Origin of the sequence: Marinactinospora thermotolerans DSM 45154, from assembly GCF_900167435.1 — a bacterium.
GTDB lineage: Bacteria > Actinomycetota > Actinomycetes > Streptosporangiales > Streptosporangiaceae > Marinactinospora > Marinactinospora thermotolerans.
Genome location: NZ_FUWS01000008.1, coordinates 167,404 through 193,349, shown reverse-complemented (window position 1 = coordinate 193,349; position 25,946 = coordinate 167,404). Strand labels below are relative to the sequence as shown.

19 protein-coding genes and 1 pseudogene are annotated in these 25,946 nt (G+C 72.6%); 6 read left to right on the top strand and 14 right to left on the bottom strand.

Annotation, left to right across the window (positions count from 1 at the left end):
• Window positions 1-22: 22 nt before the first annotated feature.
• The 3 genes from B5D66_RS15795 to valS form a co-directional block, all read right to left on the bottom strand.
• Window positions 23-886 (bottom strand): DUF3710 domain-containing protein, encoded by an 864-nt coding sequence (locus B5D66_RS15795; RefSeq protein WP_078762503.1) that lies wholly within the window; start codon window positions 884-886, stop codon window positions 23-25.
• 53 nt (window positions 887-939) lie between these two features.
• Window positions 940-1,428, bottom strand: coding sequence for a dUTP diphosphatase (gene dut / locus B5D66_RS15790; protein ID WP_078762502.1), 489 nt, complete (start codon window positions 1,426-1,428; stop codon window positions 940-942).
• A gap of 105 nt (window positions 1,429-1,533) precedes the next feature.
• Complete coding sequence (valS, locus tag B5D66_RS15785) at window positions 1,534-4,107, bottom strand: valine--tRNA ligase (protein WP_078762501.1); 2,574 nt, start codon at window positions 4,105-4,107, stop codon at window positions 1,534-1,536.
• Between the two features lie 186 nt (window positions 4,108-4,293).
• On the opposite strand from valS, the gene B5D66_RS15780 reads away from it, so the two are divergent.
• Window positions 4,294-4,578, top strand: coding sequence for a DUF4235 domain-containing protein (locus B5D66_RS15780; protein ID WP_078762500.1), 285 nt, complete (start codon window positions 4,294-4,296; stop codon window positions 4,576-4,578).
• Between the two features lie 43 nt (window positions 4,579-4,621).
• Here the strand turns inward: B5D66_RS15780 and B5D66_RS15775 are convergent, their stop codons facing one another.
• The 4 genes from B5D66_RS15775 to B5D66_RS15760 all read right to left on the bottom strand — a co-directional run bounded on the left by B5D66_RS15775 (window position 4,622) and on the right by B5D66_RS15760 (window position 8,398).
• Window positions 4,622-5,512 carry a hypothetical protein gene (locus B5D66_RS15775; protein WP_078762499.1) on the bottom strand — a complete coding sequence of 297 codons (891 nt, stop codon included), beginning with the start codon at window positions 5,510-5,512 and terminating at the stop codon, window positions 4,622-4,624.
• 176 nt (window positions 5,513-5,688) lie between these two features.
• Complete coding sequence (locus tag B5D66_RS15770; protein WP_078762498.1) at window positions 5,689-5,988, bottom strand: DUF4193 domain-containing protein; 300 nt, start codon at window positions 5,986-5,988, stop codon at window positions 5,689-5,691.
• A gap of 449 nt (window positions 5,989-6,437) precedes the next feature.
• Window positions 6,438-7,748: a sensor histidine kinase gene (locus B5D66_RS15765; RefSeq protein WP_078762497.1), complete on the bottom strand. Its 1,311-nt coding sequence runs from the start codon at window positions 7,746-7,748 to the stop codon at window positions 6,438-6,440.
• The gene (locus tag B5D66_RS15760) at window positions 7,745-8,398 is read right to left on the bottom strand and encodes a response regulator transcription factor (protein WP_078762496.1); all 654 of its coding nucleotides are present in this window, start codon (window positions 8,396-8,398) and stop codon (window positions 7,745-7,747) included. The genes B5D66_RS15765 and B5D66_RS15760 overlap by 4 nt, the downstream gene beginning before the upstream one ends.
• A 539-nt stretch (window positions 8,399-8,937) precedes the next feature.
• Between B5D66_RS15760 and B5D66_RS25520 the strand changes: the two genes are divergently transcribed.
• Window positions 8,938-9,108, top strand: a complete 171-nt coding sequence (locus tag B5D66_RS25520; protein WP_159457275.1) for a hypothetical protein — start codon at window positions 8,938-8,940, stop codon at window positions 9,106-9,108.
• Window positions 9,109-9,181: 73 nt separating this feature from the next.
• Here the strand turns inward: B5D66_RS25520 and B5D66_RS15755 are convergent, their stop codons facing one another.
• The 3 genes from B5D66_RS15755 to B5D66_RS15745 form a co-directional block, all read right to left on the bottom strand.
• On the bottom strand, window positions 9,182-10,006 hold the full coding sequence (locus B5D66_RS15755; protein WP_078762495.1) for an inositol monophosphatase family protein: 825 nt from the start codon (window positions 10,004-10,006) through the stop codon (window positions 9,182-9,184).
• Between the two features lie 44 nt (window positions 10,007-10,050).
• Window positions 10,051-12,078: a S9 family peptidase gene (locus tag B5D66_RS15750; RefSeq protein WP_078762494.1), complete on the bottom strand. Its 2,028-nt coding sequence runs from the start codon at window positions 12,076-12,078 to the stop codon at window positions 10,051-10,053.
• Window positions 12,079-12,181: 103 nt separating this feature from the next.
• Window positions 12,182-13,216 carry a ferrochelatase gene (locus B5D66_RS15745; protein WP_078762493.1) on the bottom strand — a complete coding sequence of 345 codons (1,035 nt, stop codon included), beginning with the start codon at window positions 13,214-13,216 and terminating at the stop codon, window positions 12,182-12,184.
• Window positions 13,217-13,329: 113 nt separating this feature from the next.
• Between B5D66_RS15745 and B5D66_RS15740 the strand changes: the two genes are divergently transcribed.
• On the top strand, window positions 13,330-14,631 hold the full coding sequence (locus tag B5D66_RS15740; protein WP_078762492.1) for a D-arabinono-1,4-lactone oxidase: 1,302 nt from the start codon (window positions 13,330-13,332) through the stop codon (window positions 14,629-14,631).
• A 65-nt stretch (window positions 14,632-14,696) separates the two neighbouring features.
• Here the strand turns inward: B5D66_RS15740 and B5D66_RS15735 are convergent, their stop codons facing one another.
• Entirely contained in the window at window positions 14,697-15,806 is a 1,110-nt protein-coding gene (locus tag B5D66_RS15735; RefSeq protein ID WP_078762491.1) for a hypothetical protein, read from the bottom strand.
• Window positions 15,807-16,363: 557 nt separating this feature from the next.
• Here B5D66_RS15735 and sepH point away from each other — a divergent pair.
• Window positions 16,364-17,389, top strand: coding sequence for a septation protein SepH (sepH, locus tag B5D66_RS15730; RefSeq protein ID WP_078762490.1), 1,026 nt, complete (start codon window positions 16,364-16,366; stop codon window positions 17,387-17,389).
• A 12-nt stretch (window positions 17,390-17,401) separates the two neighbouring features.
• Here the strand turns inward: sepH and B5D66_RS15725 are convergent, their stop codons facing one another.
• From B5D66_RS15725 to B5D66_RS15715, 3 genes are all read right to left on the bottom strand, one after another.
• Window positions 17,402-19,156, bottom strand: coding sequence for a PH domain-containing protein (locus B5D66_RS15725; protein WP_078762489.1), 1,755 nt, complete (start codon window positions 19,154-19,156; stop codon window positions 17,402-17,404).
• Window positions 19,153-19,671, bottom strand: a complete 519-nt coding sequence (locus B5D66_RS15720; RefSeq protein WP_235001030.1) for a PH domain-containing protein — start codon at window positions 19,669-19,671, stop codon at window positions 19,153-19,155. Before B5D66_RS15720 ends, B5D66_RS15725 begins: the two co-directional genes overlap by 4 nt.
• An 816-nt stretch (window positions 19,672-20,487) precedes the next feature.
• The gene (locus B5D66_RS15715) at window positions 20,488-23,814 is read right to left on the bottom strand and encodes an AfsR/SARP family transcriptional regulator (RefSeq protein ID WP_159457274.1); all 3,327 of its coding nucleotides are present in this window, start codon (window positions 23,812-23,814) and stop codon (window positions 20,488-20,490) included.
• A gap of 235 nt (window positions 23,815-24,049) precedes the next feature.
• Between B5D66_RS15715 and B5D66_RS15710 the strand changes: the two genes are divergently transcribed.
• Entirely contained in the window at window positions 24,050-24,637 is a 588-nt protein-coding gene (locus B5D66_RS15710) for a YbhB/YbcL family Raf kinase inhibitor-like protein (RefSeq protein WP_078762486.1), read from the top strand.
• Window positions 24,638-25,122: 485 nt separating this feature from the next.
• Window positions 25,123-25,946: pseudogene (locus B5D66_RS25515) on the top strand (hypothetical protein); the annotation flags it as partial.

The following is a 25,946-nucleotide window of genomic DNA, read 5'->3' as shown; positions in this document are numbered from 1 at the left end:
GTCGGACCGGGCCGGAGGGGAACTAGGACCGCTGGGCCGGGCCGTCCTCGTCCCGCTCGCCGTCCTGCGCAGCGGCGTGGCGACCGCCCTGCTGGCCCGGGGCGGCGTGGCGGCCGCCTCCCGCCTCGGCCGGCGTCTCGGGCCGGGCCTGCGCGGGGCCCGCGTCCACCGTCGGGGCCGGGGCCCCCTGGGGTGGGGCCGTCTGGGGCTGGGCCGCGCGCTGCTTGGCCTGCGGGGGCAGGGCCAGTTCCAGCAGTTCCCGGGGCGGGACGGGCATGTCCCCGCGTACCACCACGATGCCCGCGAAGATCTCCTCGATACGGGCCGCGACGTCCGGCCTGACCGCGCCCTCCCCACGGATCACCCCGCGCAGGAACCAGCGGGGCCCGTCCACACCGATGAACCGGGCCGGCTGGCCGAGCTGATGGCCCTGCTCGTTCTTCTTGCCGGGGACCGGGACCACGGCGCGCAGTTCGGGTCCGAAGGTGCCCTCGAAGTCCTCGACGCGGCCACCGGTCTGGGCGATCTCCTGCCGGATCTCGTCCCGGACCTCCTCCCACAGCCCGCTGGACTTGGGCGCGGCGAAGGGCTGTATCTGCAAAGCGGTCTTGCCGTTGACGATGGTCACGCCGATGACCTTGTTGTGCTGCTTGGCGACGTTGACCTGCACCTCGATGTCGGGGCCGACCGGCACCCGCAGGGCTCCCAGGTCCACTCGCTGGACCTCGGGGAACTTCTCCGAGACGTCCCAGGGCCCCTGAGCGCGGAACCGGTCGTCGGGCTTGGTCGGCTCCTTGACCGGACTGTGGCGCTCGAGCGCCTGGACCGCCTCGGCGGTGTCGGCGGCATCGCTGCGGCCGCTCTTCTTGCGTCGGCGTCCGAACACGCCCTACACCTCTCCCGATTCGTCGCTCCCGGTCCTGCCGGGACGCGGTGCCGTCATGGGGCCACCGGCCGCGCGGCCTCGTGTCCCCCGGTGGATCCGAACCCGTTCGCGCCTCGAACGGATTCCGGAAGCGCCTCGACCTCCCTGAACACGGCCCGTTCGACCCGCTGGATGACCAGCTGGGCGATCCGGTCGCCGCGTGTCAGCCGCAGTGGTGTCGCGGCGTCGGTGTTGAGCAACGTCACCTTGATCTCGCCGCGGTAGCCGGAGTCGACGGTTCCGGGGGCGTTGACGACGGTCAGGCCGTGACGTGCGGCCAGTCCCGAACGGGGGTGCACGAACGCCGCGTAACCGTCCGGTAGGGCGATGGCGACGCCGGTACGCACCGTGGCGCGCTGTCCCGGTCCCAGTTCGACGTCCTCGGCCGTGACGAGATCGGCGCCTGCGTCTCCCGGATGGGCGTAACCGGGAAGCGGCAGATCGGGATCGATCCGGCGGATGAGGACCTCCGTCGGACCGGTGTCGAGGGAATTGCTACTCACACTGCGCGAGCCTATCGCGAGTCGCCTGCCCAGCCGTCGCTCGGACGGCAGACGCGCGGGGGCGCCACCGCTTCGGCGGCGCGCCCCCGCGCGGGACAGGTCGATCTACTGCTCGGCCTCGGGCAGGGTGACGTCGACGCGCAGCTCGGCGTCGTCGCTGCTCTCGAAGGCGATGGCGCCGGCCCGCCCGGCCGAGGCGATGTCGGCCTCGGCGAGCCGGGCCCGGTCCACCTGCTTGCCCCGGACGACGACCCGCTCGACCTCGGCGCGCATGGACAGCTTGGCCTCGGACTTGACCTTGCGGACCGAACGCAGCACCTCCGAGGCCGCGGCCAGGACCGCGGGGTCGCCGTCCTGCGCGGCAGCGCGGAACTCCGCGACCTCCGGCCAGGAGGCGGCGTGCACGGAGCCCTCCTGCCACCAGGACCAGACCTCGTCCGCGACGAACGGGACGAACGGGGCGAACAGCCGGTGCAGCGCCGACAGCGCGATCAGCAGGGCCGCCCGGGCCGACGCCCCGGCCGCCGACTCGGTGTCATAGGCGCGGGCCTTGACCAGCTCCAGGTAGTCGTCGCACAGCTCCCAGAAGAAGCGCTCGGTGCGCTCCAGCGCCCGGGTGTGGTCATAGCCCTCGAAGGCCGCGGTCGCGTCGTCGACGACGTCGGCGAGCGCCGCGAGCATGGCCCGGTCCAGCGGCTCGGTGACCGCGGCGGGATCGGGCACGGTGTCCTCGCCGGCGACGGACAGCGCGAACTTGCTGGCGTTGAGGATCTTGATGGACAGCCGGCGGCCGACCTTCATCTGCCCCTCGTCCAGCGCCGTGTCGGTGCCGAGCCGGCCGCTGGCCGCCCAGTAGCGGATCGCGTCGGAGCTGTACTTCTCCAGCAGGTCGATCGGGGTGACGACGTTGCCCTTGGACTTCGACATCTTCTTGCGGTCGGGGTCCAGGATCCAGCCGGAGATCGCGGTGTTGCGCCAGGGCAGGGTCGCGTGCTCGAAGTGGGAGCGCACGACCGTGGAGAACAGCCAGGTGCGGATGATGTCCTGCCCCTGGGGGCGCAGGTCCATCGGGAAGACGCGCTGGAACAGGTCCTCGTCGCGCTCCCAGCCACCGGCGATCTGCGGCGACAGCGACGAGGTGGCCCAGGTGTCCATGACGTCGGGGTCGCCCATGAAGCCGCCCGGGACACCGCGCTGCTCCTCGGTGTAGCCGGGGGGGACGTCGGAGCTGGGGTCGACCGGCAGCGCGGCCTCCTCCGGCAGGATCGGCTCGTCGTAGCGCGGGTTGCCATCGGCGTCGAGCGGATACCAGACCGGGAACGGGACGCCGAAGAAACGCTGCCGGCTGATGAGCCAGTCGCCGTTGAGCCCCTCGACCCAGTTCTCGTAGCGGGCCCGCATGTGCCCGGGGTACCAGGTGAGTTCCCGGCCGCGCTCCAGCAGCGCCGACCGGACCTCCTCGTCGCGCCCGCCGTTGCGGATGTACCACTGGCGGGTCGTGACGATCTCCAGCGGCTTGTCGCCCTTTTCGTAGAACTTCACCGGGTGGGTGATGGGCTTGGGCTCGCCGACGAGATCGCCGGAGGCGCGCAGGAGTTCGACCATCCGCTCGCGCGCGGTGTGCACCGTGGCCCCGGCGAGCCTGGCGTAGGCCTCGCGCGCCTGCGGGGAGTCGATACCGGCCGGCGGCTCGGCGACGATGCGCCCGTCCCAGCCGATGATGGGGCGGGTCTGCAACTGCAGCTCCCGCCACCAGGTGACGTCGGTGGTGTCACCGAACGTGCAGATCATGGCGATGCCGGAGCCCTTCTCCGGGTCGGCCAGGCGGTGCGCCTTGACGGGGACCTCGACACCGAAGACCGGGGTCCGCACCGTGGTGTCGAACAGGTCCTGGTAGCGCTCGTCGTCGGGGTGGGCGACCAGGGCGACGCAGGCGGCCAGCAGCTCGGGGCGGGTGGTCTCGATGTGGACGGGCGTGCCGTCGTGGCGGTGGAAGGCCACCCGGTGGTAGGCGCTGGGGCGTTCCCGGTCCTCGAGCTCGGCCTGCGCGACGGCGGTACGGAAGGTGACGTCCCACAGGGTGGGCGCCTCGGCCATGTAGGCCTCGCCGCGGGCGAGGTTGCGCAGGAAGGCCCGCTGGGCGGCCGTGCGGGAGGCGGTGTCGATGGTGGCGTAGGTGTGGCGCCAGTCGACGCTGAGGCCCAGCCGGCGCCAGATGCTCTCGAAGACCTTCTCGTCCTCGGCGGTGAGCCGGTCGCACAGCTCGATGAAATTGCGCCGCGAGATCGGGATCTGCTTCTTCGGGTCGGGCTTGGCCGGCGGCGTGAAGTCCGGGTCGTAGGGGATCGACGGGTCGCAGCGGACGCCGTAGTAGTTCTGCACCCGCCGCTCGGTGGGCAGGCCGTTGTCGTCCCACCCCATCGGGTAGAAGACGGCCTTGCCCCGCATGCGCTGGAACCGCGCCACGGTGTCGGTGTGGGTGTAGGAGAAGACGTGCCCGATGTGCAGCGACCCCGAGACCGTGGGCGGCGGGGTGTCGATCGAGTAGACGTCCTCGCGGCTCTTGGTGCGGTCGAAGTGGTAGACGCCGGACTCGTCCCACGCGTCTACCCATTTCGCCTCGATACCGTCGAGCGAGGGCTTGTCGGGCACGCGGAAGGAACGGGAGCGGTTGGTCATAGGGCTAATGGTATTGCTCTCGCGGCCGTGTTCGCTCCGCCCATCGCAGCCTCCGGGCCGGTAGGACCCGGCTCCGGCGACCTCGACACCCGCCCGGGCCCCTGCGCCACGTCGGCGGGGCATGACAGTATTTCCGGCGACATCCCGCATACCCGTGTACGACGACAACGGAAGTGGACGATCCACATGGCAGACAAGGACGGTGAGCTCGTCGCGCGGATCGCGGGCGGCGCCGCCGCTCTGGCGGCCGCCTACGCGACCCGCAAGGTCTTGACATTCGCCTGGACCCGGGCGGTGGGCAAGGAGCCCCCGATCGACCCCGAGTCCCCTGACATCGGCCTGGCCGAGGCGCTGGGCTGGGCCGTGCTGACCGGTGTCGGCATGGAGGTGGCCCGCGTGCTCGCGGTGCGCGCCACCCACAAGCGCTTCGCGCCACGTCGCCACCGCGACATCGAGGAGCTGCCGCTGTAGCGGGGGCCGCGCGGGTGGGGCGCCCCGGCGCCCCACCCGCGCCCTAGTCGCGCCGGGAGCGCGGCAGCAGACGCATCCGTGAGGGCGCCACCGGGCGGGTGGGAGAGCCGCCGGCCAGCCCCGTCGAGCGCAGGTCGGTGCGGACCGCCCGGGCCAGGGCCAGGGTCCCGGCGCGGTTGAGGGTCCCGCCGGCGACCGCGCCGGTCAGATAGGGGCCCAGTGTGGTCAGGTGACGTCCCATGAGCTTCATGAGCCGGTTGCGCAGCGCGGTCTTGGCCGCGGCCCCCAGGGCGACGGTGAGGGATTCGGCGCCCTGTAGCGGATCGATACCGCGTCGCTTGGCCCACGAGACCAGGTAGCCGGAGGTGCGCTGGAGCGGCCCGCCCGTCACGGCCCGGCCGTAGACCTCGTGCAGCTCGCCGATCAGCTTGACCTCGATCGAGGCGACGACCACGGTCTCGGCCGCGATCTGGGCGGGGGCGGTCAGCAACAGGGGCGGCGCGGTGAACTGCACGGCCGCCAGCGCCCCTCCGGCCGCGCCGACCGCGGCGGTGGCCCGCGCCGCGTTGCGCACCAGCGCGTCGGCGAGTTCCTCGCCGGTTAGTCCGCCGTGGTGGCGGCTGAGGGTCTCGGCGTCGCGGATGGGCAGGCGCGGCGCGATCTCGTCGGTGAACAGGTCGGTGATCCAGCGTCCTCCCGCGACCCCCGCGGCGCCGGCCGATCGGGCGCTGCCGGCCAGGGCCCCGCTCAATCGGGCGAGCAGCCGGACGCGGCGCTCCTTGCCGTCCTCCCCGGTGTCCTCTTCGACGATGCGGGCGACCAGCGCGCCGACGTCGCCGTCGGCGGCGGGGACCAGGTCGCCGCCGGGACCATCGACCTGTTCGGGCTCCCGCCCGTGATCGGATCCTCCGGTCGGTCCGTTCCCAGTGGTCACGTCCTCATCCCTTCGATGGCCTGTTCTGTCCACCCCAACGTAGGCGACGCGCCGAAGGTGCCCGCCGGAAGCGTGACATTCCCCCGGAAACGACGATGCGCTCCCGGTTCACCGGGAGCGCATCGTGCGCCACTGCGGATTTGGCCTTCGAGGCGACGGAGAGGGACCCCGCCCTTTCAGGCGGCACACTCCTTGCACACGAGCTGGCCGTTCCGCTCTTCGGCGAGCTGGCTGCGGTGGTGCACCAGGAAGCAGCGCGAGCAGGTGAACTCGTCCGCCTGGCGCGGCAGCACTCGCACGGCGAGTTCCTCACCGGACAGGTCGGCACCCGGCAGCTCCATGCCCTCGGCGACCTCGTCGGGGTCGACGTCGATGGTGCTGGTGCCCTTGTCCACCCGGCGGGCCTGCAGCTCCTGCAGGCTGTCCTCGTTCAGGTCCTCATCGGTCTTACGCGGGCTGTCGTAGTCGGTGGCCATCTTCCTTACTCCATCCCCCTCGATCTATGCCTCATCGCGCGGGTGTAACGCTTGAGAGACGTATCTTGTGCCCAAATCGGCTTGAAAAATCCCGTGGCGTAAGTGGACTGTGACCCCTCCCGGATGCGGTCGCACCCGATGGCAGCGCGTGATGGCCGGACACGGTCAACGGAAACCTCTCCGCGGCCCGGTCCATTCCCATGTGCTACCCAACGCCAGAAGGATTTCGACCTTTTCTCGCGTCCTTCACCGCACCGGCCTGAGGCGGGTACTCACGGCAGGTGACGAGGTCAGGACGGGCACGTTGACGGCGGGAGAATTCTCGCCGTGTCCACGCCCGGGAGAGCATACCTATCCCCGCGACCGGTTCGGACCGCGCGGGCCCGTGTCATCGGACACGTATCGGTATCACCGGTCTTCGGGGGCCTTGCGAAGGACCCGCGACCGTCTCAGTGCGGACTCTCCGTGTCCGTCCGATGCGTGTCCTGGGGGAAGCGGACGGTCACGACGATGCCGCCGCCCGAACGCGGCCAGGCCGTCACCGAACCGCCGTGGGCGCGCACGACCGAGCGGACGATGGACAGCCCCAGCCCGGCTCCCTTGTTGGACCGGACGCGGTCGCCGGAGCCGCGCCGGAAGGGTTCGAACAGTCCCTCGATCTCGTAGGCGGGGATGACCGGACCGGAGTTCTCGACCTGGACGGCGGGGGCGCCTTCGTTGATCCCCGAACGGACGGTGATCTCCCCGTCGGGGACGTTGTAGCGCAGCGCGTTCTCCACCAGGTTGGCGACGAGCCGCTCCAGCAGCACGGGGTCGCCGATGACGGGGGCCCCGCGCAGGTCCGAGCGCAGGGTCAGGCCGGACGCCTCGATCTCGCCGGAGAGCTGGCTGAGCACGGTCCTGGAGACCTCGCCCAGGTCGACGCCGGTGCGCACATCGAGCTCGCGGTCGCTCTTGGCGAGGAAGAGCAGGCCGTCGATGAGGCGTTCGTGCCGGGAGTTGGTCTCCAGCAGGGTACGGCCCACCGTCTTGAGGTCGCTGGACGCCTCGGGGTCGGCCAGCGCGACCTCCAGGAGGGTGCGGTTGATGGCCAGGGGGGTGCGCAACTCGTGGGAGGCGTTGGCGACGAACCGCCGCTGACCGTCGAAGGCCCGGTCCAGACGCTCCAGCATCGCGTCGAAGGTGTCGGCCAGCTCGCGGATCTCGTCATCGGGGCCGCTCAGGGCGATGCGCTCGTGCAGGGAGCGTTCCGACAACCGGCGCGCGATGCGGGTGATCTTGTGCAACGGCGACAGCGCGCGCCCGGCGACGGCGTAACCGAGCACCAGCGCCAGCAGCCCCACGGTGACCAGGGCGAAGATGGAGAAACGGGTGAGCTCGCCGAGCACGCCCTCGATGAAGTCGTTCTTGCCCTGTTCCACCACGGCCGGATCGAAGTCGTAACCGGGCGCGACGGTGAACTCCAGGCTGTCCAGGACCGTGGCGACGATGACGTAGTTGAGCAGCACCAGCAGCGAGCCCGCGGCGAAGAAGAGCGCGCCGTAGATCAGCGTCAGGCGCATCCGCAGGCTGATGTTGTCGGTCAGGTGGCCGACCCTGCGGACCATCGACGACCGCGGGGAGGAGGCCAACTCGACGGAGGGCGTCACCAGGCGCCGCCACGTCCCGGTGTCGCCCGGCGGGGTGGGCGGGACCTCGCCGGGGGGGACGGACGCCCCGTCGCCCTCGCGGGGCTGCCCCGGCTGCGCGCCCGGGGTCAAATCCGGTACCCCGCGCCCGGGACGGTGTGGATGACCTGCGGCTCACCGAGCTTCTTGCGCAGTGTCATGACGGTCACGCGCACCACGTTGGTGAACGGGTCGGCGTTTTCGTCCCAGGCCTTCTCCAGCAGGCCCTCGGCGCTGACGACGGTCCCGTTGGCGCGCATCAGCACCTCGAGGACCGCGAACTCCTTGGGGGTCAGCGCGATGTCGCGGCCGTCGCGCTGCACCGTGTGGTTGGCCGGATCGAGGGTGACGCCGTTGCGGCGCAGCACCGGCGGCAGGGGCGGCGCCGCTCGGCGGCCCAGCGCCCGGACCCGCGCGATGAGTTCGGCGAACGCGAAGGGTTTGGCCATGTAGTCGTCGGCGCCGATGGTCAGTCCGGTGACCTTGTCGTCGAGTTCGCCCGCCGCGGTGAGCATGAGGATGCGTCCGGGGTAGCTCTCGGCGGCCAGGGAGCGGCACACGTCGTCCCCGTGGGTTCCGGGGAGGTCGCGGTCGAGCACGATGACGTCGTAGTCGTTGACGCTCGCGCGCTCCAGGGCGCTGTCTCCGTCGTAAACGACGTCGACGGCCATTGATTCCCGCCGTAGGCCCACGGCCACCGCGTCGGCGAGGACCTGCTCGTCTTCGACCACCAGTACGCGCACTTCGTCCTTCGTTTCCACGGCGCGCCGGCCGGTCTGGCCGCTGCCGGCGCATCCCCCAACACACCGGCAGCGGCGTCAACCCCCGGCTGCGTCTACCGTTCTCCCACACTTCGGATAAGGATGGAGTAAACCATCCCTCACCCACAGGTCGGTGAACACGCAGGTCAGGCTATCCCCTTCGAGGGGGAGGCGACTAGGGCGCGGTGGTCTCGAAACGTTCCCGGGAGCGCTCCTGCCCCTGGAAGAACGGAGTCGCTGCCGGCGCATCCCCCAACACACCGGCAGCGACGTTCACCCCGCACATCTCAAATCTGACACATCCGGGATAAGAAAGAAATAAGAAATAGAACAAACGGGTGTTTGTGGCGCATGCCACCCTGGAAGAGCCCAACAGGGGACCGATTCCCAGGGTCGGCGCCCCCTCCCCACACGCTGGGGCCCGGTCGTCTCCGGTCAGGAGAGGACCAAAGTCAAGGTTTGAGCCAAGACCTCACATGGGTATGCCCAGCAACCGCTGTCCATGTGGTGAGAGGAGTGTGATGATGGGCGAGTTTCTGGCGGAGCTCCGCGTCCGTATCGCCGAGATCTCCGTTTCCCTCCAAGCCGCTCGCGCGGCCGGAGACGAGTTCCTTGTCGACGCCCATGCGTCGGAACTCGAAGACCTGCATCGCATCGCCGTCCGCAACGGGATCGACCCCCACTGCGCCTAGCGATCACCCGACACCCCAGGGCGTACGGCCGGCCGGGACCCACCCCAGGTCCCGGCCGGCCGCGTGCGGCCCGTTACCGGCCGTCCCCGCCATCGGTGTCGGCCCCCAGGGGCGCCAGCAGGTCGTGCAGGGCCTCGAACAGGCCGGGGGCGGCCGCGATCGCGAGATCCGGGCCGACCGGCGCCCCGTCGAGTCCGCCCACCCTGGCTCCGGCCTCCTCGGCCACCAGCGCGGCGGCGCTCCAGTCCCACGGGTTGAGTCCGCGCTCGTAGTAGGCGTCGATCCGGCCGTGGGCCAGCGCGCACAGGTCCAACGCCGCCGCGCCGGCCCTGCGGATGTCGCGCACCCGGGGCAGGACCTCGCTCAGCACCCGGGCCTGGTGGGCACGCCGCGACGCGGCGTAGCCGAAGCCGGTCGCGACCAGCGCCATCTCCAGCGGAACCCCCTCGTTCACGCGCAGCCGCTCCCCCGCGCACCAGGCGCCCTGACCGCGCACGGCCGTGTAGACCTCGCCGAGGACGGGGGCGGCCACCACACCCGCGACGACCTCGCCGTCGACCTCCGCGGCGATGCTGACCGCCCATTCCGCCCGCCCGTAGAGGTAGTTGACGGTCCCGTCGATCGGGTCGACGATCCAGCGCACCCCGCTGGAGCCACCGCTGGCACCCCCCTCCTCGCCCAGCAGCGAGTCGCCCGGCCGCGCGCCGAGCAGGCGCTCGCGGATCAGGCGTTCGGCGGCGCGGTCCATCTCGGTGACGACATCGGTGGGCGTCGACTTGGTGGCGAGCACCCCGACCTTGGCCTGGCCCTCGGCGGCCAGCCGGCCGGCGTGCTCGGCGGCCTCCACCGCCAATGTCAGCAGCTCCCGCGGATCGGTCGCCGATGCGGACGTGGTCATGCTTCTCCCCTCACGATCGTGGCGTTTCCCGGCGCGCTGCGGGGTCACAGCAGGTCGGGACGGCGCCACTCCTTGCCTTGCACGTGGTGGTCCAGGAACGCGAACACCGTCTCGTACCAGACCCTGATGTTGCCCGGGGACAGGATCCAGTGGTTCTCACTCGGGAAGTACAGGAACTTCGCGTCGACCCGGTGGCTGACGAGGTCCCACCACAGCCGCAGCCCCTCGCCGATGGGGACCCGGTAGTCCTTGTCGCCGTGGATGACGAGCATCGGGGTGCGGATGGCCGCGACGTGGCGGTGGGGGGAGTTCAGCTCGTAGCGCTGCGGCTGGGTGCGCGGATCCCCGAACTCGCGCATCCACACCGGCGGGGAGTCGGTGGTGGCGTGGAAGCCGTCCAGGGCCCACAGGGAGGCATGGGTGACGATCGCCTTGAAACGGTCGGTGTGCCCGGCGATCCAGTTGGCCATGTAGCCGCCGAAGGAGCCGCCCATCGCCGCGGTGCGCCCGGCGTCGATGTCGTCGCGGGCGACCGCCGCGTCGGTGATCGCCATCAGGTCGGCGAAGGTGCGCGGCCCCCACTGGCCCCAGCCCCGGCGGAGCATGTCCTGACCGTACCCGGTGGACAGGGCGGGGTCGGGCAGCAGGACGGCGTATCCCCGGGCGGCCGGCAGCCACGGGTTCCACCGCCACGACCAGGCGTTGAAGCTCATGTAGGGGCCACCGTGCACCCACAACAGCAGGGGGGCGGGCGACTGCGCCGAGGCGCCGGGCGGCAGGACCAGCCAGGCGCGGATCCGGGTCCCGTCGTCCGCGGTCGTCTCGACCTCGGTCAGCCGCCCCGGCATCTCCAAGGGCAGCTCCGGGCCGGGCAGCCGCACCGGCTCCTGTCCGGCCTCATCGGCAGCCAGGCGGACCGGGGTGGGGGGCTCGTCCCAGGAGTCGCGCAGCGCGTACAGCGTCCGCCCGTCGGGGGCGGGGCACAGTTCGCTGTAGGCGCCGTCGTCGGCGGTGAGCCTGAGGAGGTCGCCGGTGGCGAGGTCCACTCGGAAGATCGGACGGCGCCCCGCATGGTCGGCGGTGAAGTAGACCGCGGAGGAGTCGGGCGCCCAGGCCAGGGCCAGGGGCCACAGCTCGTGTCCGGCCAGCACGTCGCGTCCCTCACCGGTGGCGAGGTCGACCACCCACAGCGTGGCGTCACGGACCTCGTTGTCGTAGTCGCCGTCGAAGGAGTGGATCGCGGCCACGCGGGTGCCGTCCGGGGAGACGCGCGGACCGTCGAAGTCGCGGCCGGGGCCCCCTTCGGCGACGCTCCTCCGTTCCCCCGTCGCCAGGTCGATCGCGACGAGGTCGTGGTGGTGCGTTCCCGGGCCGTCGGGGACGGCCCAGGAGGTGACGACGGTCCGCCCGTCCGGCGTGACCTCGTGCGCCGTCCCCTCCAGCGCGCTGCCCGGTTCGGGGGTGAGGTCGCGCCGGGGTCCCAGCGGCTCGTCGGGGGTGGCGGGCGGGTCGGCGGCGAACAGCCGCGGCCGAGCCGGCCCCAGGTCGTGGTCCCAGAAGCGCACGGGGTGCTCCTCGTGCAGGATCGCCGTGACCCCCGCGTCCGTCCGCGCCGCGCGCGCCTTCTCGTCGGCCTCGGCGTCGGCGGCACCGGGGAAGGTCGCGGAGGCGAAGACGACCGTGCCCGCCTCGGCGGCCACCGCGACCGCGCCGATCCCGCCCGGACGCGCGGCGACCTGCCTGGCCTCGCCCCCGTCCGCGGGTAGCAGCCACAGCCCGGGCACGGAGGCGTCGGTGGTTTCGGCCTGGGCGTCGGGACGCTTGGAGGTGAACAGCAGCGAGCCGTCGGGCAGGAAGCAGGGCGCGGACTCGCCCTCGGCGGAGCGGGTCAGCCGGCGCGCTCCGGCCTGGCCGCGCGGGTCGATCTCCCACAGCGCGGTGCCGAACGACTTCCCATCGGGCTTCAGCTCGCTGACGGGGGCGACCAGGCGTGTCCCGTCCGGTGAGAGACGCAGTCCCCCCACCCGCCGTAGCCGGACGTACTCCGACAGTTCATACCAAGGACGAGCCACGACAACCCCCGTTCTCCGGCACCGGATCCCTCCGACCCTATCGGGACCGGTCGGACGCTCGACAGAGCGGCGTCCGACCATGGGATGTGCGCGGCGGCCGGGGTCAGCGGAGCTTGCAGCAGTCCGGCGGGCAGTCGTGGCACTCGCGGGTGAGCCGGCTCAGCCCCGCGGGCTCGCGTCCCTCGGCCCGTTCCTCGACCAGGTCGCGGACCATCGCCACGAACGCGGGATGGGTGCCCGGGCTCAACGCCCGCTCCATCCGCAGGCCGAGCCGCTCGGCGGTGGCCACCGCCTCGACGTCGAGGTCGTACTTGACCTCCATGTGGTCGGAGACGAAGCCGTAGGGCACCACGACGACGGCCTTGACCCCCTCGGCGGCCAGCTCCTCCATCCGGTCGTTGATGTCGGGTTCCAGCCACGGCTGGCTGGGCGGGCCGCTGCGGCTCTGGTAGACGAGGTCATAGGCGTGCTCCCCGCCGACCCTCTCGGTGATGAGCCGGGCCACCTCGGCGAGCTGGTCGACGTAGGCGCCCTCGGGGCCGTGCTCACGCCGCGGGTCGCCGCTGGCCTGGGCCATCGCGATGGGGATGGAGTGCGCGGAGTAGAGCAGGCGGGCCTCGCCGCGCAGGTCGGCGGGCAGGCGGTCCAGCGCGGCCCGGGTGTGGTCGACGAAGGAGTCGATGAACCCCGGGTGGTCGAAGTAGGGGCGGATCAGGTCGATCTGCGGGGCGTCGGGGCCGACCGCCTCGCGGGCGCGGTCGATGTCCTCCAGGTACTGGCGGTGGCTGGAGTAGTTGCTGTAGGCCGAGGTGGCCAGGGCGACGACCCGCCGCACCCCGTCCTTGGCCATCTGCGCGACCGTCTCGGTCAGGTAGGGGTCCCAGTTGCGGTTGCCCCAGTAGATCGGCAGGTCGACGCCCGCGGCGTCGAAATCGGCGCGGATGGCGTCGATCAGGTCCCGGCACTGCTGGTTGATCGGGCTCACACCACCGAAGAGGAAGTAGTGCTCGCCGACCTCGGCCAGCCGCTCACGGGGGATGCCGCGGCCGCGGGTGACGTTCTCCAGGAAGGGGATGACGTCGTCGGTCTTCTCCGGGCCGCCGAAAGAGATGAGCAGAAACGCGTCGTAGGGCCTCATGGTCTCCATGAAACCAGGTCACGGCCACGACAAAGCCGTGACCCGGCGTAATGGAGGTCACCCGGGCCGGTGACCCTATCCCCTGGCGCCCGGCGTGTGTAGCCTCCTGGACCATGACGAATGTGACGTGGCGCACATGGTCGGGCACCTACGAGACGGTTCCTCAGCGGTGGACCGTTCCCAACAGCACCGCTGACGTGGTCACGGCGCTGCGATCGGCGGCGGCGGAGGGTCTGCGGGTACGCATGGTCGGCACGGGACACTCCTTCACCGGGGTGGCCCTCACCGACGGGCTCCTCCTGGCCCCCAGCGCGCTGACCGCGCTGCGCTCGGTCGACCTCGAAGCCGGCACCGCCACCGTCGAGGCGGGCAGGCCCCTGTGCGACTTCAACGAGGCGCTCGCGGCCCGGGGCCTGGCACTGGCGAACATGGGCGACATCGCGGTGCAGACCATGGCCGGGGCGGTCCAGACCGGCACGCACGGCACCGGACGCGACGCCGGCGGGCTGGCGGCGCAGGTGCGCGCCCTGGAGATGGTGCTCGCCGACGGGCGGGTCGTCACCTGCTCGCCCCGGGAGGAACCCGAGCTGTTCCACGCCGCCCGGGTGGGGCTGGGGGCCTTCGGGATCGTGACCGCGCTGACGATGGCGGTGGAGCCGGCCTTCCTGTTGCACGCCCGTGAGGAGCCCATGCCGCTGGACGAGGTCCTGGAACGGCTGGAGGAACTGCGCGCGGACAACGACCACTTCGAGTTCTTCTGGTTCCCGCACACGGGTCTGACCAACACCAAGCGCAACAACCGCGTGGCCGGACCGGCCGACCCGCTGTCCTCGTTCCGCGCCTGGTTCGACGACGAGTTCCTGTCGAACTCGGTGTTCGAGGTGGTCAACCGGCTGGGACGGCGGGCGCCTCGGGCGATCCCCGCGATCAACCAGGTGTCGGCGCGCGCGCTGTCGGCGCGCTCCTACACCGACGCCTCGTACCGGGTGTTCGCCAGCCCCCGCCGGGTGCGGTTCGTCGAGATGGAGTACGCGATCCCGGCCGATCACCTGCGCGAGGTCCTGCGCAGGATCCGCGCGGTGCTCAAGCGCGGCGACCACCGGATCGGCTTCCCCATCGAGGTGCGCTTCGCCCCCGCCGACGACGTGTGGCTGTCCACCGCCTATGGCCGTGACACCGCCTACGTCGCCGTCCACGTCTACCGGGGCTCCCCCTACCTGGAGTACTTCGGCGACCTGGAGCCGATCTTCACGGAGGTCGGCGGACGGCCCCACTGGGGCAAGATCCACACCCGCGACCGCGCCTATCTCGAATCGGTCTATCCGCGGCTGGGCGACGCGCTGGAGGTGCGGGAACGGGTCGACCCCGAGCGCAGGTTCGCCAACGCCTACCTGGACCAGGTGTTCGGGCCCTGACAGGCGGCCGGGCGCCGCTCCCCGCGGGGAGCGGCGCCCGGCCTCTCGCGTCGCCCACCGGTGCGTCACGGCACCGGCTGGCCCTGCTGCTGCGGAGCGGCCGGTGGGAACGCCCCGCTCCCCTGGCCGCCGCCTCCGGCGCCTTCGTCGGCGCCGCCGTCAAGGCCGTCCTGCCCGTCCTGGCCTCCTTGGCCGTCCTGCCCGGACGTGCCGTCCCCGGTCTCGCCCGACCCCGGCGCGGTGGGTGCGCCGGTCGGGTCGCCTTCGTCTCCCGGGGTCGCGGGGGCCGTGGGATCGGTGGACTCGTCCTGCTGTCCCCAGGGACCGCCCTGGCCTCCGGGCGCCTCGGTGGGGGCCGTGGTGGGCTGGCCGGTCGGCTCCTGCTGGTCCTCGATGCCCGTGTCGGGCCCGGTCTCCTGGGAGGGGGTCTCCTCCGTGGACTGCGCCGCGTTGCCGCCCAGCAACGAGGGCGCGGACCGGCCGTCCTGTCCGTGCACGGTCGCCGTCAGCGTCCGGCCGGAGAACAGCTCGAACGCGGTGATGACGGCCATGACCAACAGGAAGATCCCCACCGCGGGGATGATGATCTCCTTGCGCCGCCACCAGGTGCGGCTGTCCGGCCCTCCCCGGTCCACGCGCTCGTCCGGGAATTCCCCATCGGGGGCGTCGGGACGGGCCGCGCCCGTCTTCCGTCCCGTGGCGAGCAGCTCGGTGGCGTCGTGTCCCTCCGTCCGCCCGGTCGCCGGGAAGACGGTCGTGGGAGCGGCGTCTCCCACCGTGGGGAGCACCCGGGTGGCGGGGTCGTCCCTCTCGGCGGATGTCTCGCCGATCTCGGTCGTCGCCGCCAGCAGCGTGTCGGCGTCGCCGACCCGCCCCGGCCCCGCGGCGCGCAACTCCTCGGTGGCGCTGCGCGGTTCCGGCCGCCGGTTCCTGGTCAGGTGCGCGCGTCCGGCGAAGTCACGGGCCTTGTCCCCGCTTCGGCTCAGGAAGTGCTGGACCACCGCGGTCCCCGCGGTGCTGATGACGCTCATGACCGCGGCGCCGATGATGGTGCCGTAGACACCGAGGTAGGACGCCGCGGTCGCCGCGGTCAGCGTGGCCAGACCGCCACCGACCACCTGCGACATGCTCAGGTCGATGCGTTTTCTCTTCTTCTCGTCCTGGCCTTCGCTCATCCTCCCCCTCCGTCACCGCGCCGGACGCGGTGGTCTCCCCGTTGCTCGTCGGGGTGGCGTGCCCCGTTTGCGGACGCCGGCCGTCGCCGGCGCTTCTCGTCCATAAGTGGACAACTTCCGCCGCGCCCATCGATGTTCCGATAACCAAAAGAGATTTGATAGATCACCTTTGCGCAGCATACGGCGTGTCGATTTGCGTTCAGTCCCGCGATGAGCTCCTGCTTCCCGGCGAAAGGGGCGGAAGTTCCCGACGGAGTGGACCTATCGGGCGGTGGTGCCCGGCGGGAGATAGCATCGCCGTCAGGCGTCAAGACCCGACGGACCGAAACCGTTCCCGGCTGACGGGGATGGGGAGGCCGCCCATGTCAAGATGGGGGACGGCAGGGCCACATCCCCGCCGTTTCAGCATCGCGACGGCGGGCGGCACCGACGGTCCCACGGCCGCGCGGTTCGGACATGCCGGACGGGGTACTGGCCGAACGGGCGTACGCCGACGACACTTGAGACATGGGGGATGGCTTAGGACCTACCCTCGACGGGACGCGAAAGGGAGGGCGATGCAGGAGCTCCGCCTCGTCGCCGTCAGCGAGGACGGCACCTACCTGGTGTTGGCCAGCGCCGGCCGGGGGACCCGTTTCACGCTGCCCGTTGACGACCGTCTCCGCGCCGCCGTGCGCGGCCAGTTCTCCCGGCTCGGCCAGTACGAGATCGAAGTGGAGAATCCGTTGCGCCCCAAGGAGATCCAGGCCAGGATCCGCGCCGGTGAGACCGCGGAGGCCATCGCCGAGGCCGCCGGCATCCCGATCGAGCGTGTGCGCTGGTTCGAGGGTCCGGTGCTACAGGAACGCGAGTACATGGCCCAGCAGGCGCAGCGCGCCACCGTACGCCGGCAGGGCGACGCCGCCCCCGGTCCGGTCCTGGGCGACATCGTCGCCGAGCGCGTCGGCCAGCACCAGATCGAGACCGGCGACGCCACGTGGGACTCCTGGAAACGCGAGGACGGGGCCTGGCAGGTGCAACTGTCCTTCCTGTCCGACGGCGAGGCCCGACTGGCCCACTGGATCTATGAGCCACGCCGCCGCTGTGTGACCCCGGCCGACGACGAGGCCGCCCGTTTCTCCTCCCCCGTCCCCGAGGAACCGCTGGACCTCGGGCCGGGAAGCGCGAACGTGACCCCCTTCGTGCCCCGCCGTCAGCCCACGCGCGAGGCCCCGGCCGCGACGGGCGAGCCCTCCTCGCCCCCGGCCGACCTCGAAGGGGAGGCCGCGCCGCCGGCTCCCGCCGCCTCGTCTTCCGGCCGCGTCTCGATCACCCCCGAGCTCGTCCGCCCGGTCTCGCCCGTGGCCGACTCCGCCCCGGCCTCCCGCCCCGCCGCCACCGACCCCTCGGACCCGGCCGCGCCGGCGGCCCGGACCGAGCAGCCCGCACGCCACCCCGCCCCCTCCCCCGAGGAGGAGACCTCGCTGCCCGCCGCGGCCGCGGGCGGGGGCGGCGCCCAGGCGGCCCGTCGCAAGGGACGTGGCCGACGCGCCTCGGTCCCGTCGTGGGACGAGATCATGTTCGGGGCGAAGAAGCCCGAGTGAGCCCGCGGCCGATCACCCGATCGGCCGGGGCCCGCCGTCGCCCCCGGTGAGCGGCGGCTCCCCTCCGTCCGCGTCCCCCTCGGCCAGGAAGGGCCGCACCATCTCCGGCGTCACCTCCTGGGCGAACGCCACGGAGGCGGCGAACCCGACGTCGATCGCGTCGTAGCCGCCCCGCCCGGCCCCGACGGTGGCCCGCAGCGTCGCCAGACCGGCCCGGCGCTGGAACGGGCTGCTGCTCCACTTCCAACCGATGATCGCGTCGCGCCGCACAACGGACTGTTCCCGACGCAGCGACCCCGACCTGACGCTGACCTGCCGGCCGTCGTACCCGTGCCCGAGGGAACGGTAGCGGTCCAGTCCCAGCGGAACCCCCAGCAGGGCCACCAGCACGCACGCCGCGGCGACCCAGGGCAGGTCCGCCAGCGCGGCGGCGGCTCCCAGCGCCAGGAAGGGCACGATCGCGCGGAACAGCCGGCGGGAGCGGGCGGCGGGCGGGTGGGGCGTCAGCGTCCCCCGATAGGGCGTCAACGCCGCCTCGACCACCTCGTGCACCCGCTCGCGCGGGCCGATCGGCAGCAGGGCGGCGCGTGTCGAGACGTCCCCCAGCCCGGTGACGATCGCCCGCAGGCGCACCGCCCGGCGCAGCCGTTCCAACGGGTTGTCGATGAGTTCGTGGCCACGGATGCGGCGGTGTTCCAGGGTCACGCTCTGCCTGGTGAACAGCCCCCGTTCGGTGACCAGGGACTGGTCGCGGCGCCGCAGGGTGAAACCCCAGTTGCCGACCGTGTAGGTGACGACGGCGAAGACCGGCATGAGCAGGATGAGCGTCACCACCCCGGCGATGGCGATGAGTGTCAGCAGCGCCGCGCCGTCGCGCATGAGGAGGGGGATGAGGTCGGCGGCCTCGTCCGCCACGTCGACACCGAGGTCGCCGCCGATCTGCCCCACGAAACCGATCAGGGCGGCCAGCGCGGCGAACGGGGTGAGCAGGTAGCCCAGGCTCAAGACCGCGTAGAGGTACCACCCCGGCGGCATCGAGAAGTAGACGACGTCGTGCGATCCGTCCGTCTCCGGCGTGTTCCCGTCCTCGGGGACCGTCGCCCCCGAAGCGGCGTGGTCGGCCGGGGCCCCGGCCTCCCCGGGCGTCTCCTCACCGCGCAGGACGGCCCTGCGGTGCAACAGGACGTCGCGCAGCCGCTCGGCCTCTTCCCGGGGCACCGCGTCGAGCCGGCCCTCCTCCTCACTGCCCCCGCCCGCGGCGGCCTCGACCTTGACGACGGCAAGGCCGAGCAGCCGGTGCAGCAGGGTGGAGGTGACATCGACCCCACGGATGCGTTCCAGGGGGATGGTCCGCCGAGACCGGTTGAGCAGTCCCTTGCGGATCTCCAGCCGCTGGGCGCCGACCCGGTAGCGGAAGGTCCGCCAGGTGACGAACCCGGTGACCAGCATGCCGAGCAGGACGGCGGCCGAGGAGCCCAGGACCCACGGGTTGAAGTTGCCGGCCACCAGGGCCACGGCGATCGGGACGATGAACGACTTCAGGTACCGGATCGGAGCCGTGATGACCGTCAGCGGGCTCAGCCGGTACTCCGGTTCGGCCTGGGGCAGCGGATCCGGGGACCCGGCCACGGGAGAGCGCTCCTCCCCCGGCCCCTGCGATCCGGCGGCGAACGCGGACCGCGAGGCCTCCTGGGACGTGTTCCCGCCTTCGCCGGCCTCCGGTTCGGGCCGGCCCTCGGCGGCGTGGCGTTCCTCCTCGCCGCTCATGTCGCGTCGTCCCTGAGTTCCCCGGCGCGCGCGGCCAGCTCCTCGGAGAGCTGCCGGGCCTGCGCGGCGTCCAGCCCCTCGATCCGCGAGGAGCCCTCGTGGGAGGCCGTCTGGAACACCAGGGTCGCCACCCCGAACAGGCGCTCCAGCCAGTCCTGGGTGTGGTCCACCGTCTGGATCCGGCCGACCGGGACGAGCTGCCAGTGCCGGTTGAGCCAGCCGACCCTGGTGTAGACGACGTCGGCGGCGATCTCCCACCGGTGCACGCGGTAACGCCACCGGGGCACCACGAGCGTCGCGGCGACCTGGTAGATCCCGTAGAGGGTGGGGATCCACCACAGCCGCTCGGCGATCGGGGCGGGGATCCAGGACCACTCGAAGTACCAGGCGGCCCAGACCAGCGCGGCCAACCCGGCGGTCATGATCAGTGCCCCCATCGCCCGGCGAACGGTCCACACGTGGACCGCGCGCGGCGAGACCCGATTGCGGGGAGGGCGGAGCGTGGCGGTCTTCACCCGTGTGAGTCTAGGGTGTGGCGCGCCCGTGCCGGCCTGCCCCGCCGGGCCGGCCGCGGCCACGGTCCGACCCCACCGTTTCGCCCCTCCGACGCCGGCCTCGCCGGCACGCCGCTGGAGGCCACACCCGGTTCCGCTCCCCATCCCGCCGCCGTATTGGTCCGGGAACCGCCGCGCGGCGCGCTCTCCCGCCGAAGTGACGCGCTCCGGCCGGGATCCGCGGCGGCCGGGGAAGAGAGCCGCGCCCGGCCCGCGGCCTCTCCGCCGGCCTGTTCGTGCCGTGTCGGGCGAGGCCACGGCGGGCGGCCGGCGGCCCAGTGGGGGCGCGTCGTCCCCGACCTCACCGCGCGGCCGACACCCCTCGCGACGGCCGGCACCGGCGTCGCGCCCACCACCGTCACCGAGACGGGGTTCGTCGAGCGCTTCCGCCGGCCGCCGTTCGTCCCCCGGCCTCCCAACGGCGCGATCCCCGGTGACGGGGCGCGCCGCCCGCCGACCGCGACGATGGCGCCGGGCGTCGCGGCAACGGCCAAGGCGGTCATGACGTCCGCGTTCCTCCCGGTTCCTCCCTGGCCGACCCCGACGTCCATGGGACCGTCGCCGCGCGCCGGCGACGATCAGCGTCTTCGGCCCGCCACGGGCGTTCCCGCGGCCTTCGGCGGCCCCACACACGTGGAGGCCGAGCGGACGCCCGGAGGGGGCGCGCTCGCCCACACCGGGGACGCGACGCCGGACGGCCCGGCCGTCGCGGCGGGACGCGATCCGGCCGATCGCCGGCACCACGGCCTTCGCCCCGGGCAGCCCCCACCGAGCGGGCTACTCCCGATGGGCCGGCCGCGCGCCCGCCGTCCCCTCCTCGCAGGCGCGGCGGTGGTCGCGCAACCAGCCGTCGACCTCGGCGATGATCTGGGCCCGCGTGGCCTGGCGGGCCCGCTCGTGGATCGCGGCCGTGTCGACTTCCCGGAGCGCCTCGCGCACGCGTGCCGCCTCATGACCGGTCAGATCGGGCAGGCCGCGCAACGCCTCGGCGTAGCCCATGAGCGTCGCGGCCCGCTCCTGTCTCCCCTCGGCGACGAACAGCACCGCCACCGTCTCCAGAAGAGCCGCCAGATCGGGGCCGCCCGCGAACCCCTGGGCGCTGTCCCAGGCCGCGGCGAGATGCTCACCGGCCGCCCGATGACGCCCGCGGTCGATGGCGACGCGGGCGTGATACCAGTGCCAGATGACCTGCAGCTGGGCCCGCAGCGCCACCCCCGTCGACTCCGGAACCGGCAGGAGTCCGCGCAGCACTTCCTCGGCCCGGTCATGGTCGCCGGCCCGCCAGGCCACCTCGACCTCGGCGAGCCGCACGACGGTGGACAGCTGTCCCTCCAGGATCCCGCTGTCCGCAGGCCTCCTGACGGCCCTCAGGTGCGCGTACGCCTGGTCGAGACGGCCCTGCTCGGCCTCCACCGATGCCAACCTGATCCGGAAGACCGCCACGGCGTCGATCAGTCCCATCTCCTCGGCCAGCCGCATGCCCTCGTCCAGGGCGGCGCGTTCGGCCTCGACGTCGGAGAAACGGAGGATCTCGGCCAGCGAGGTCAACACCTGAGCGATCCCCCAGCGGTCCCCGCTCCGTCGGAACCCCTCGACCGCCGCGGTCAACCGCTCTCGGGCGTATTCGGCCCGACCGACCTGGAAGGAGATGATCCCCTCCAGGAAGGCCCGCATCGCCCGCAGCCACGGGTCGTCCTGGCGTGGCCACGCCATGATGCGTTCCAGCGCGGACTCCAACGTGGCCACGGTGCCCAGTCCGCTCACCGCCTCCGTTCCCGCGGCCAGCAGGGCGTGGTAGAGCGGCACGAAGACGAGGTTGGGGTGGTCCTGGAGCTCCTCACCGGCCTCCCCCATCAGTTCCTCGACGCGGGAGAGCAGCGCGTCGATCTCCCCCGGGTCCTCGCCGTCGACGGCCATGACGGTCAGGCATTCGGCGTAGGCGACCACGTGTCCCGCGGTCGGCCGCTCCCCGGCCAGCGCGACGAGCGTCGAGGACCATCGGGCCGCGTCCGACCACCTCCCACTCGTCTGCCAGTACCACTGGGCCGCGTGGGCCAGGTCGAGTCCGAGCTCGACGTCGCGCCGGTCCGAGGCCCAGCGCAACGCGGCGGTGAGGTTGTCGCACTCGGCGTGCAGCCGCGCCATCCAGCGCAGCTGGTCGGGACCGCGCAGTCGTGGATCGGCCCGGGTCCACAACCTCAGCACCTCCCGGGCGTGGACCTCGCCCACCCTCTCCCGCTCTCCCTCCTCGGCCAGCCGCTCCAGTCCGTAGGCGCGCACCGTCTCCAGCATCCGGTAGCGGGGCGTCTGGGGAGTGTCACCCGGCCGTTCCTCGACGGTGACGAGGGACTTGTCGACGAGGGCGAACAGCGTCGACCAGACGTCGCGTCCGCCTACCAGCCCCGGGGCGCCGGGATCGGCGCAGACGCGCTCCACGGCCTCCAGCGTCGCGCCGTTGGCGAACACGGCCAGGCGCCGCAGCAGCGCCCGTTCCGCGTCGTCGAGCAGGTCCCAGCTCCAGTCGACGACCGCCTGGAGCGTCCGGTGCCGAGGCGACGCGAGGCGCTGCGCGCTGGAGAGCAGGCGGAAGCGGTCCGACAGCCGCGCGGCGAGCAGGGCCGGCGGCATGGCCCGCGCGCGGGCGGCCGCCAGCTCCAACGCCAGGGGGATGCCGTCCAGCTCGCGGCAGATCCGCACGACGTGGCCGACCGATTCGTCGTCGACGGCGAAGCCCGGTGACAGGGCCGCGGCGCGTTCGACGAACAACCGCACCGAGGGGGAGGCCAGCGCCTGGGCCGGGGTCGCGTCGGCCGGGGGCAGCGGAAGGGAGCCGACGGTGACCAGGTGCTCGCCCGCCACGCCGAGCGGTTCGCGGCTGGTGGCGAGCACCCGTACCTCCGGGCAGGCCGCCAGAAGGCGCGCGGTGAACTCCGCGACCTCCCGCACCAGGTGCTCGCAGTTGTCCAGCACCAGCAGGACGGGCCGGTCCGTCAGGGCCTCGCGCAGCCGCTCCAACGGGGTGGAGACGGCCATCGCCCCGCCGACGCCCAGTCCCACCACTGCGCGCTCCCGCAGGCCCAACGCCGCGAGGACCGTGTTGGCGACCGCCGCGCCGTCGGTGACCGGGGCCAGCTCGACGAACCACACCCCCACGGCCCGATGTCGACAGCGCCGCGCGTGACGGGCCGCGGCCTCGATGGACAGCCTGGTCTTCCCCGCCCCTCCGGGGCCGGTGAGCGTGACGAGCCGCTCCCGGGCCAGCAGCCCGATCACCGTCTCCACCTCGGTGTCGCGACCGACGAAGCTGGTCATCTGGTGGGGCAGGCAGACCGTTGCCGAGGACTCGGCAACGGGGGGCCGCCTTCCCCCCGCTTCGTCGCGCAACAGGCGTGTGTGCAGGTCGCGCAGGGGCCGGGACGGGTCGGCACCGAGCTCTTCGGCCAGGTCACGGCGTAGCCGCTCATAGGCCGTCAGCGCCTCGGCCTGCCGCCCGTCGCCGGCCAGTGCCCGCATGAGCAGGCCCACCGGCGGCTCGCTCAGGGGGTCGCGCGCGACCTCGGCCTCGATGTCGGGGAGGGCTTCGGCGTACCGACCCAGGTCCACGAGGGCCTCCAACCGTTCGACGACGGCCGCTCGGCGCAGCCGGGACAGCCGGATGGCGATCCCCTCGGCCGCGTCGACTCCGGCGACGTCGGCCAGCGCCGGTCCCCGCCACAGCGCGAGGGCCCCCGCGTACTCCCGCTCCGCGGCCAGCGGGTCACCGGCGTCGCGGGCCGCCCGGGCCCGTCGCACCGACTCCTCGAAACACCACAGATCGACCTGGTCGGCCTGGATCTCCAAACGGTACCCGCCGGCCTCGCCGCGCACCGGCGCCCGCCGGCCGAGGATCCGGCGCAGCCGCGACACGAGGGCCTGCAGCGCGTTGGCCGCACCCGCGGGCGGGGCGTCGGGCCAGATCCCGTCGACGAGCTGGTCGGCGCCGACCGCGCGACCGGGGTGCAGCAGTAACAGCACGAGCAACGCGCGCAACCTGGCGCCGGCGACGGGGACGTCGCGTCCCTCCACGTCGTGGACCGTCAACGGACCCAGGATCGAAAACCGCACGGTTCCATGGTCACCGATCGGATCGCGCGCCCGGTACCGCGCCGACATGGAGGTGACTCCTTGTCACGCCACGGTTGCACTGTGCGCATCCAGGGTCCGCGTGGGCGTAGACCGCAGTAAGGTTCGGAAGGAACTCCGCCGGGGAGCGGGCCGCCGCCCTTTCTGTCGGGCCGGCCGGCGCGCTCCGGCGGGTGTCCGTCCGTCCCGCCCGATCGCCGCGTTTCGCAGGAGCCCCATGATCCCGGTCGCACGTCTCTCTCCGGTCCCCTGGCGCACCCGAGGGCGCCGGCTGCCCGTCGTGACCGGAGGGGTCGCCGTCCTCCTGGCCGCGTCCACCGGCTGCGGCATCCTGACCGGCGGCGCCAACGGCGAAACGACCGACGACATCACCGTGACCAGCCCGATGATCCGAGAGGGCGAGACGATCCCGGCCCGCTACACCTGCGACGGTGACGGCGTCTCCCCACCGCTGCGCTGGTCCGGCCTGCCTTCGGGGACCGAGTCGATCGCGGTGGTGGTCGACGACCCCGAGGCCGACGCGGGGGCCACGGTGTACTGGGTGGTCTACGGCCTGGACCCGGAGAACCCCGAGCTTCCCGAAGGGGGTGTCCCCCAGCCCGGCCGTCAGGGAGTGAACAGCTCCGGCGCGACCGGCTATGAGCCCCCCTGTCCGTCGGACGGCGACGAGCACGAGTTCCGTTTCACCGTCTACGCGCTCGGTTCGGAGATCGACCTGCCCGAGAGCGCCCCACTGGACGAGGCGCTGGGCGCGATCGCGAGCAACACGCTGGCGCGGGGCCGGCTCAGCGCGACCGGTGGGTGATCCCGGTGGCCGCTCAGGGGACGTGGCGGTGAAATCCGCCACGGTCACCGGCTCCGCCTCGGCTCTCCGGCGCGGATTCACGACATCACGCCTCGGACGGTCACAGCACGCGTCTTCAGCCGCCCACTGCACGCACCACACATCTATGCATAAAGTGGGGCCGTGCCCCCCGTTGATTTTCTGATGACCGAATTCTTTCCGTGTACGCAGTCGCGCCGGAGCGGTCGAGCCTCAGAGCGGACCGCGCCCGGTCGGGCGCGCCTCGCCGGCCACGCCGGGGGGTCCATTTCCCAGCCCGCCGGATCCGGCGGGCACGTCCGGGGCTGCCCCGGCTTCCATCGCGTGCCAGAAGGACCGGTCCGGACGGCCGACCGTCCGGCCGCCCATGTCACGGGCGCGGTCCGTTACCGGCCAGTACCATCACCACCGCCGGTGGCACCTGTTGTCCTCTACAAGGCCATGGGGCCTAGGGTGGTGTGTTCACCATGATCATTGCGCTTGTTGCCATCGTCGTCATCATCGTCGTGCTCATCCTCGTCGTGTTGGGCATGCGCGCTCTGGGCCCCAACGCCGCCAGAGACGACGACTACGACGACGACTACGAGACCGAGGAGGGCGGCGAGGAGCCCGAGGAACGGCCGCGTCGTTCCCGCCGGGCCTCCGCCCGCGACGACGATCCCGACGACGAGCCGGCCCCGCGCCAACGCGCCAAACGCCGGTCGCGGGACGAGGACGAGGACGAGCCCCGTCCCGCCCGTCGCTCCCGTGGCCGCCGCCCGCGCGACGACGACTGGGGCGACGACTCCGACGGCATGTCGGACAACGCCTTCTGGTCGAGCCTGGCCGACGAGGAGGACACCCCCTTCGGGGAGCGCGACGACCGGGACCGCGACGAACCCCGCGAGTCCGACCGTGCCGCCGGACGGCGCGACACGCGCAACGAGTCCACGCAGGCCATGGAGGCCGTGCGGGACAAGGACTACGACGACCTCTACGAGGACGAGCCCGCCCCTCCGTCCCGTGGCCGTCGCTCCCGCGACGACGCGCCCCGTCCAGCGGAGGCGCCCGCCGACGGCGGGGCGACCATCGCGGACCCGAACCTGGCCATGCTCGCCAGCCTCGGCCACAGCGACGACGCTCCGCAGGCCTCTCCTCCCCCGCCGTCCTCGTCGTCCACCTCCTCCGCCACGGACGCGACGGTCGTGTGGAACCCCCCGGCCGGCTCCTCCCCCCAGCAGCGGCAGTGGGAGGACGCTCCTGCCGAACGGGACCCGCTCGCGGCCTCCTCGTCGCTGAGCGCTCCCTCCTC

Excerpts from the sequence above, each read along its gene's own strand:
- valS (WP_078762501.1), bottom strand. The coding sequence starts at position 4,107 with ATGACCAACCGCTCCCGTTCCTTCCGCGTGCCCGACAAGCCCTCGCTC.
- B5D66_RS15780 (WP_078762500.1), top strand. The coding sequence starts at position 4,294 with ATGGCAGACAAGGACGGTGAGCTCGTCGCGCGGATCGCGGGCGGCGCC.
- B5D66_RS15770 (WP_078762498.1), bottom strand. The coding sequence starts at position 5,988 with ATGGCCACCGACTACGACAGCCCGCGTAAGACCGATGAGGACCTGAAC.
- B5D66_RS25520 (WP_159457275.1), top strand. The coding sequence starts at position 8,938 with ATGATGGGCGAGTTTCTGGCGGAGCTCCGCGTCCGTATCGCCGAGATC.
- B5D66_RS15755 (WP_078762495.1), bottom strand. The coding sequence starts at position 10,006 with ATGACCACGTCCGCATCGGCGACCGATCCGCGGGAGCTGCTGACATTG.
- B5D66_RS15745 (WP_078762493.1), bottom strand. The coding sequence starts at position 13,216 with ATGAGGCCCTACGACGCGTTTCTGCTCATCTCTTTCGGCGGCCCGGAG.
- B5D66_RS15740 (WP_078762492.1), top strand. The coding sequence starts at position 13,330 with ATGACGAATGTGACGTGGCGCACATGGTCGGGCACCTACGAGACGGTT.
- B5D66_RS15735 (WP_078762491.1), bottom strand. The coding sequence starts at position 15,806 with ATGAGCGAAGGCCAGGACGAGAAGAAGAGAAAACGCATCGACCTGAGC.
- sepH (WP_078762490.1), top strand. The coding sequence starts at position 16,364 with ATGCAGGAGCTCCGCCTCGTCGCCGTCAGCGAGGACGGCACCTACCTG.
- B5D66_RS15725 (WP_078762489.1), bottom strand. The coding sequence starts at position 19,156 with ATGAGCGGCGAGGAGGAACGCCACGCCGCCGAGGGCCGGCCCGAACCG.
- B5D66_RS15710 (WP_078762486.1), top strand. The coding sequence starts at position 24,050 with ATGATCCCGGTCGCACGTCTCTCTCCGGTCCCCTGGCGCACCCGAGGG.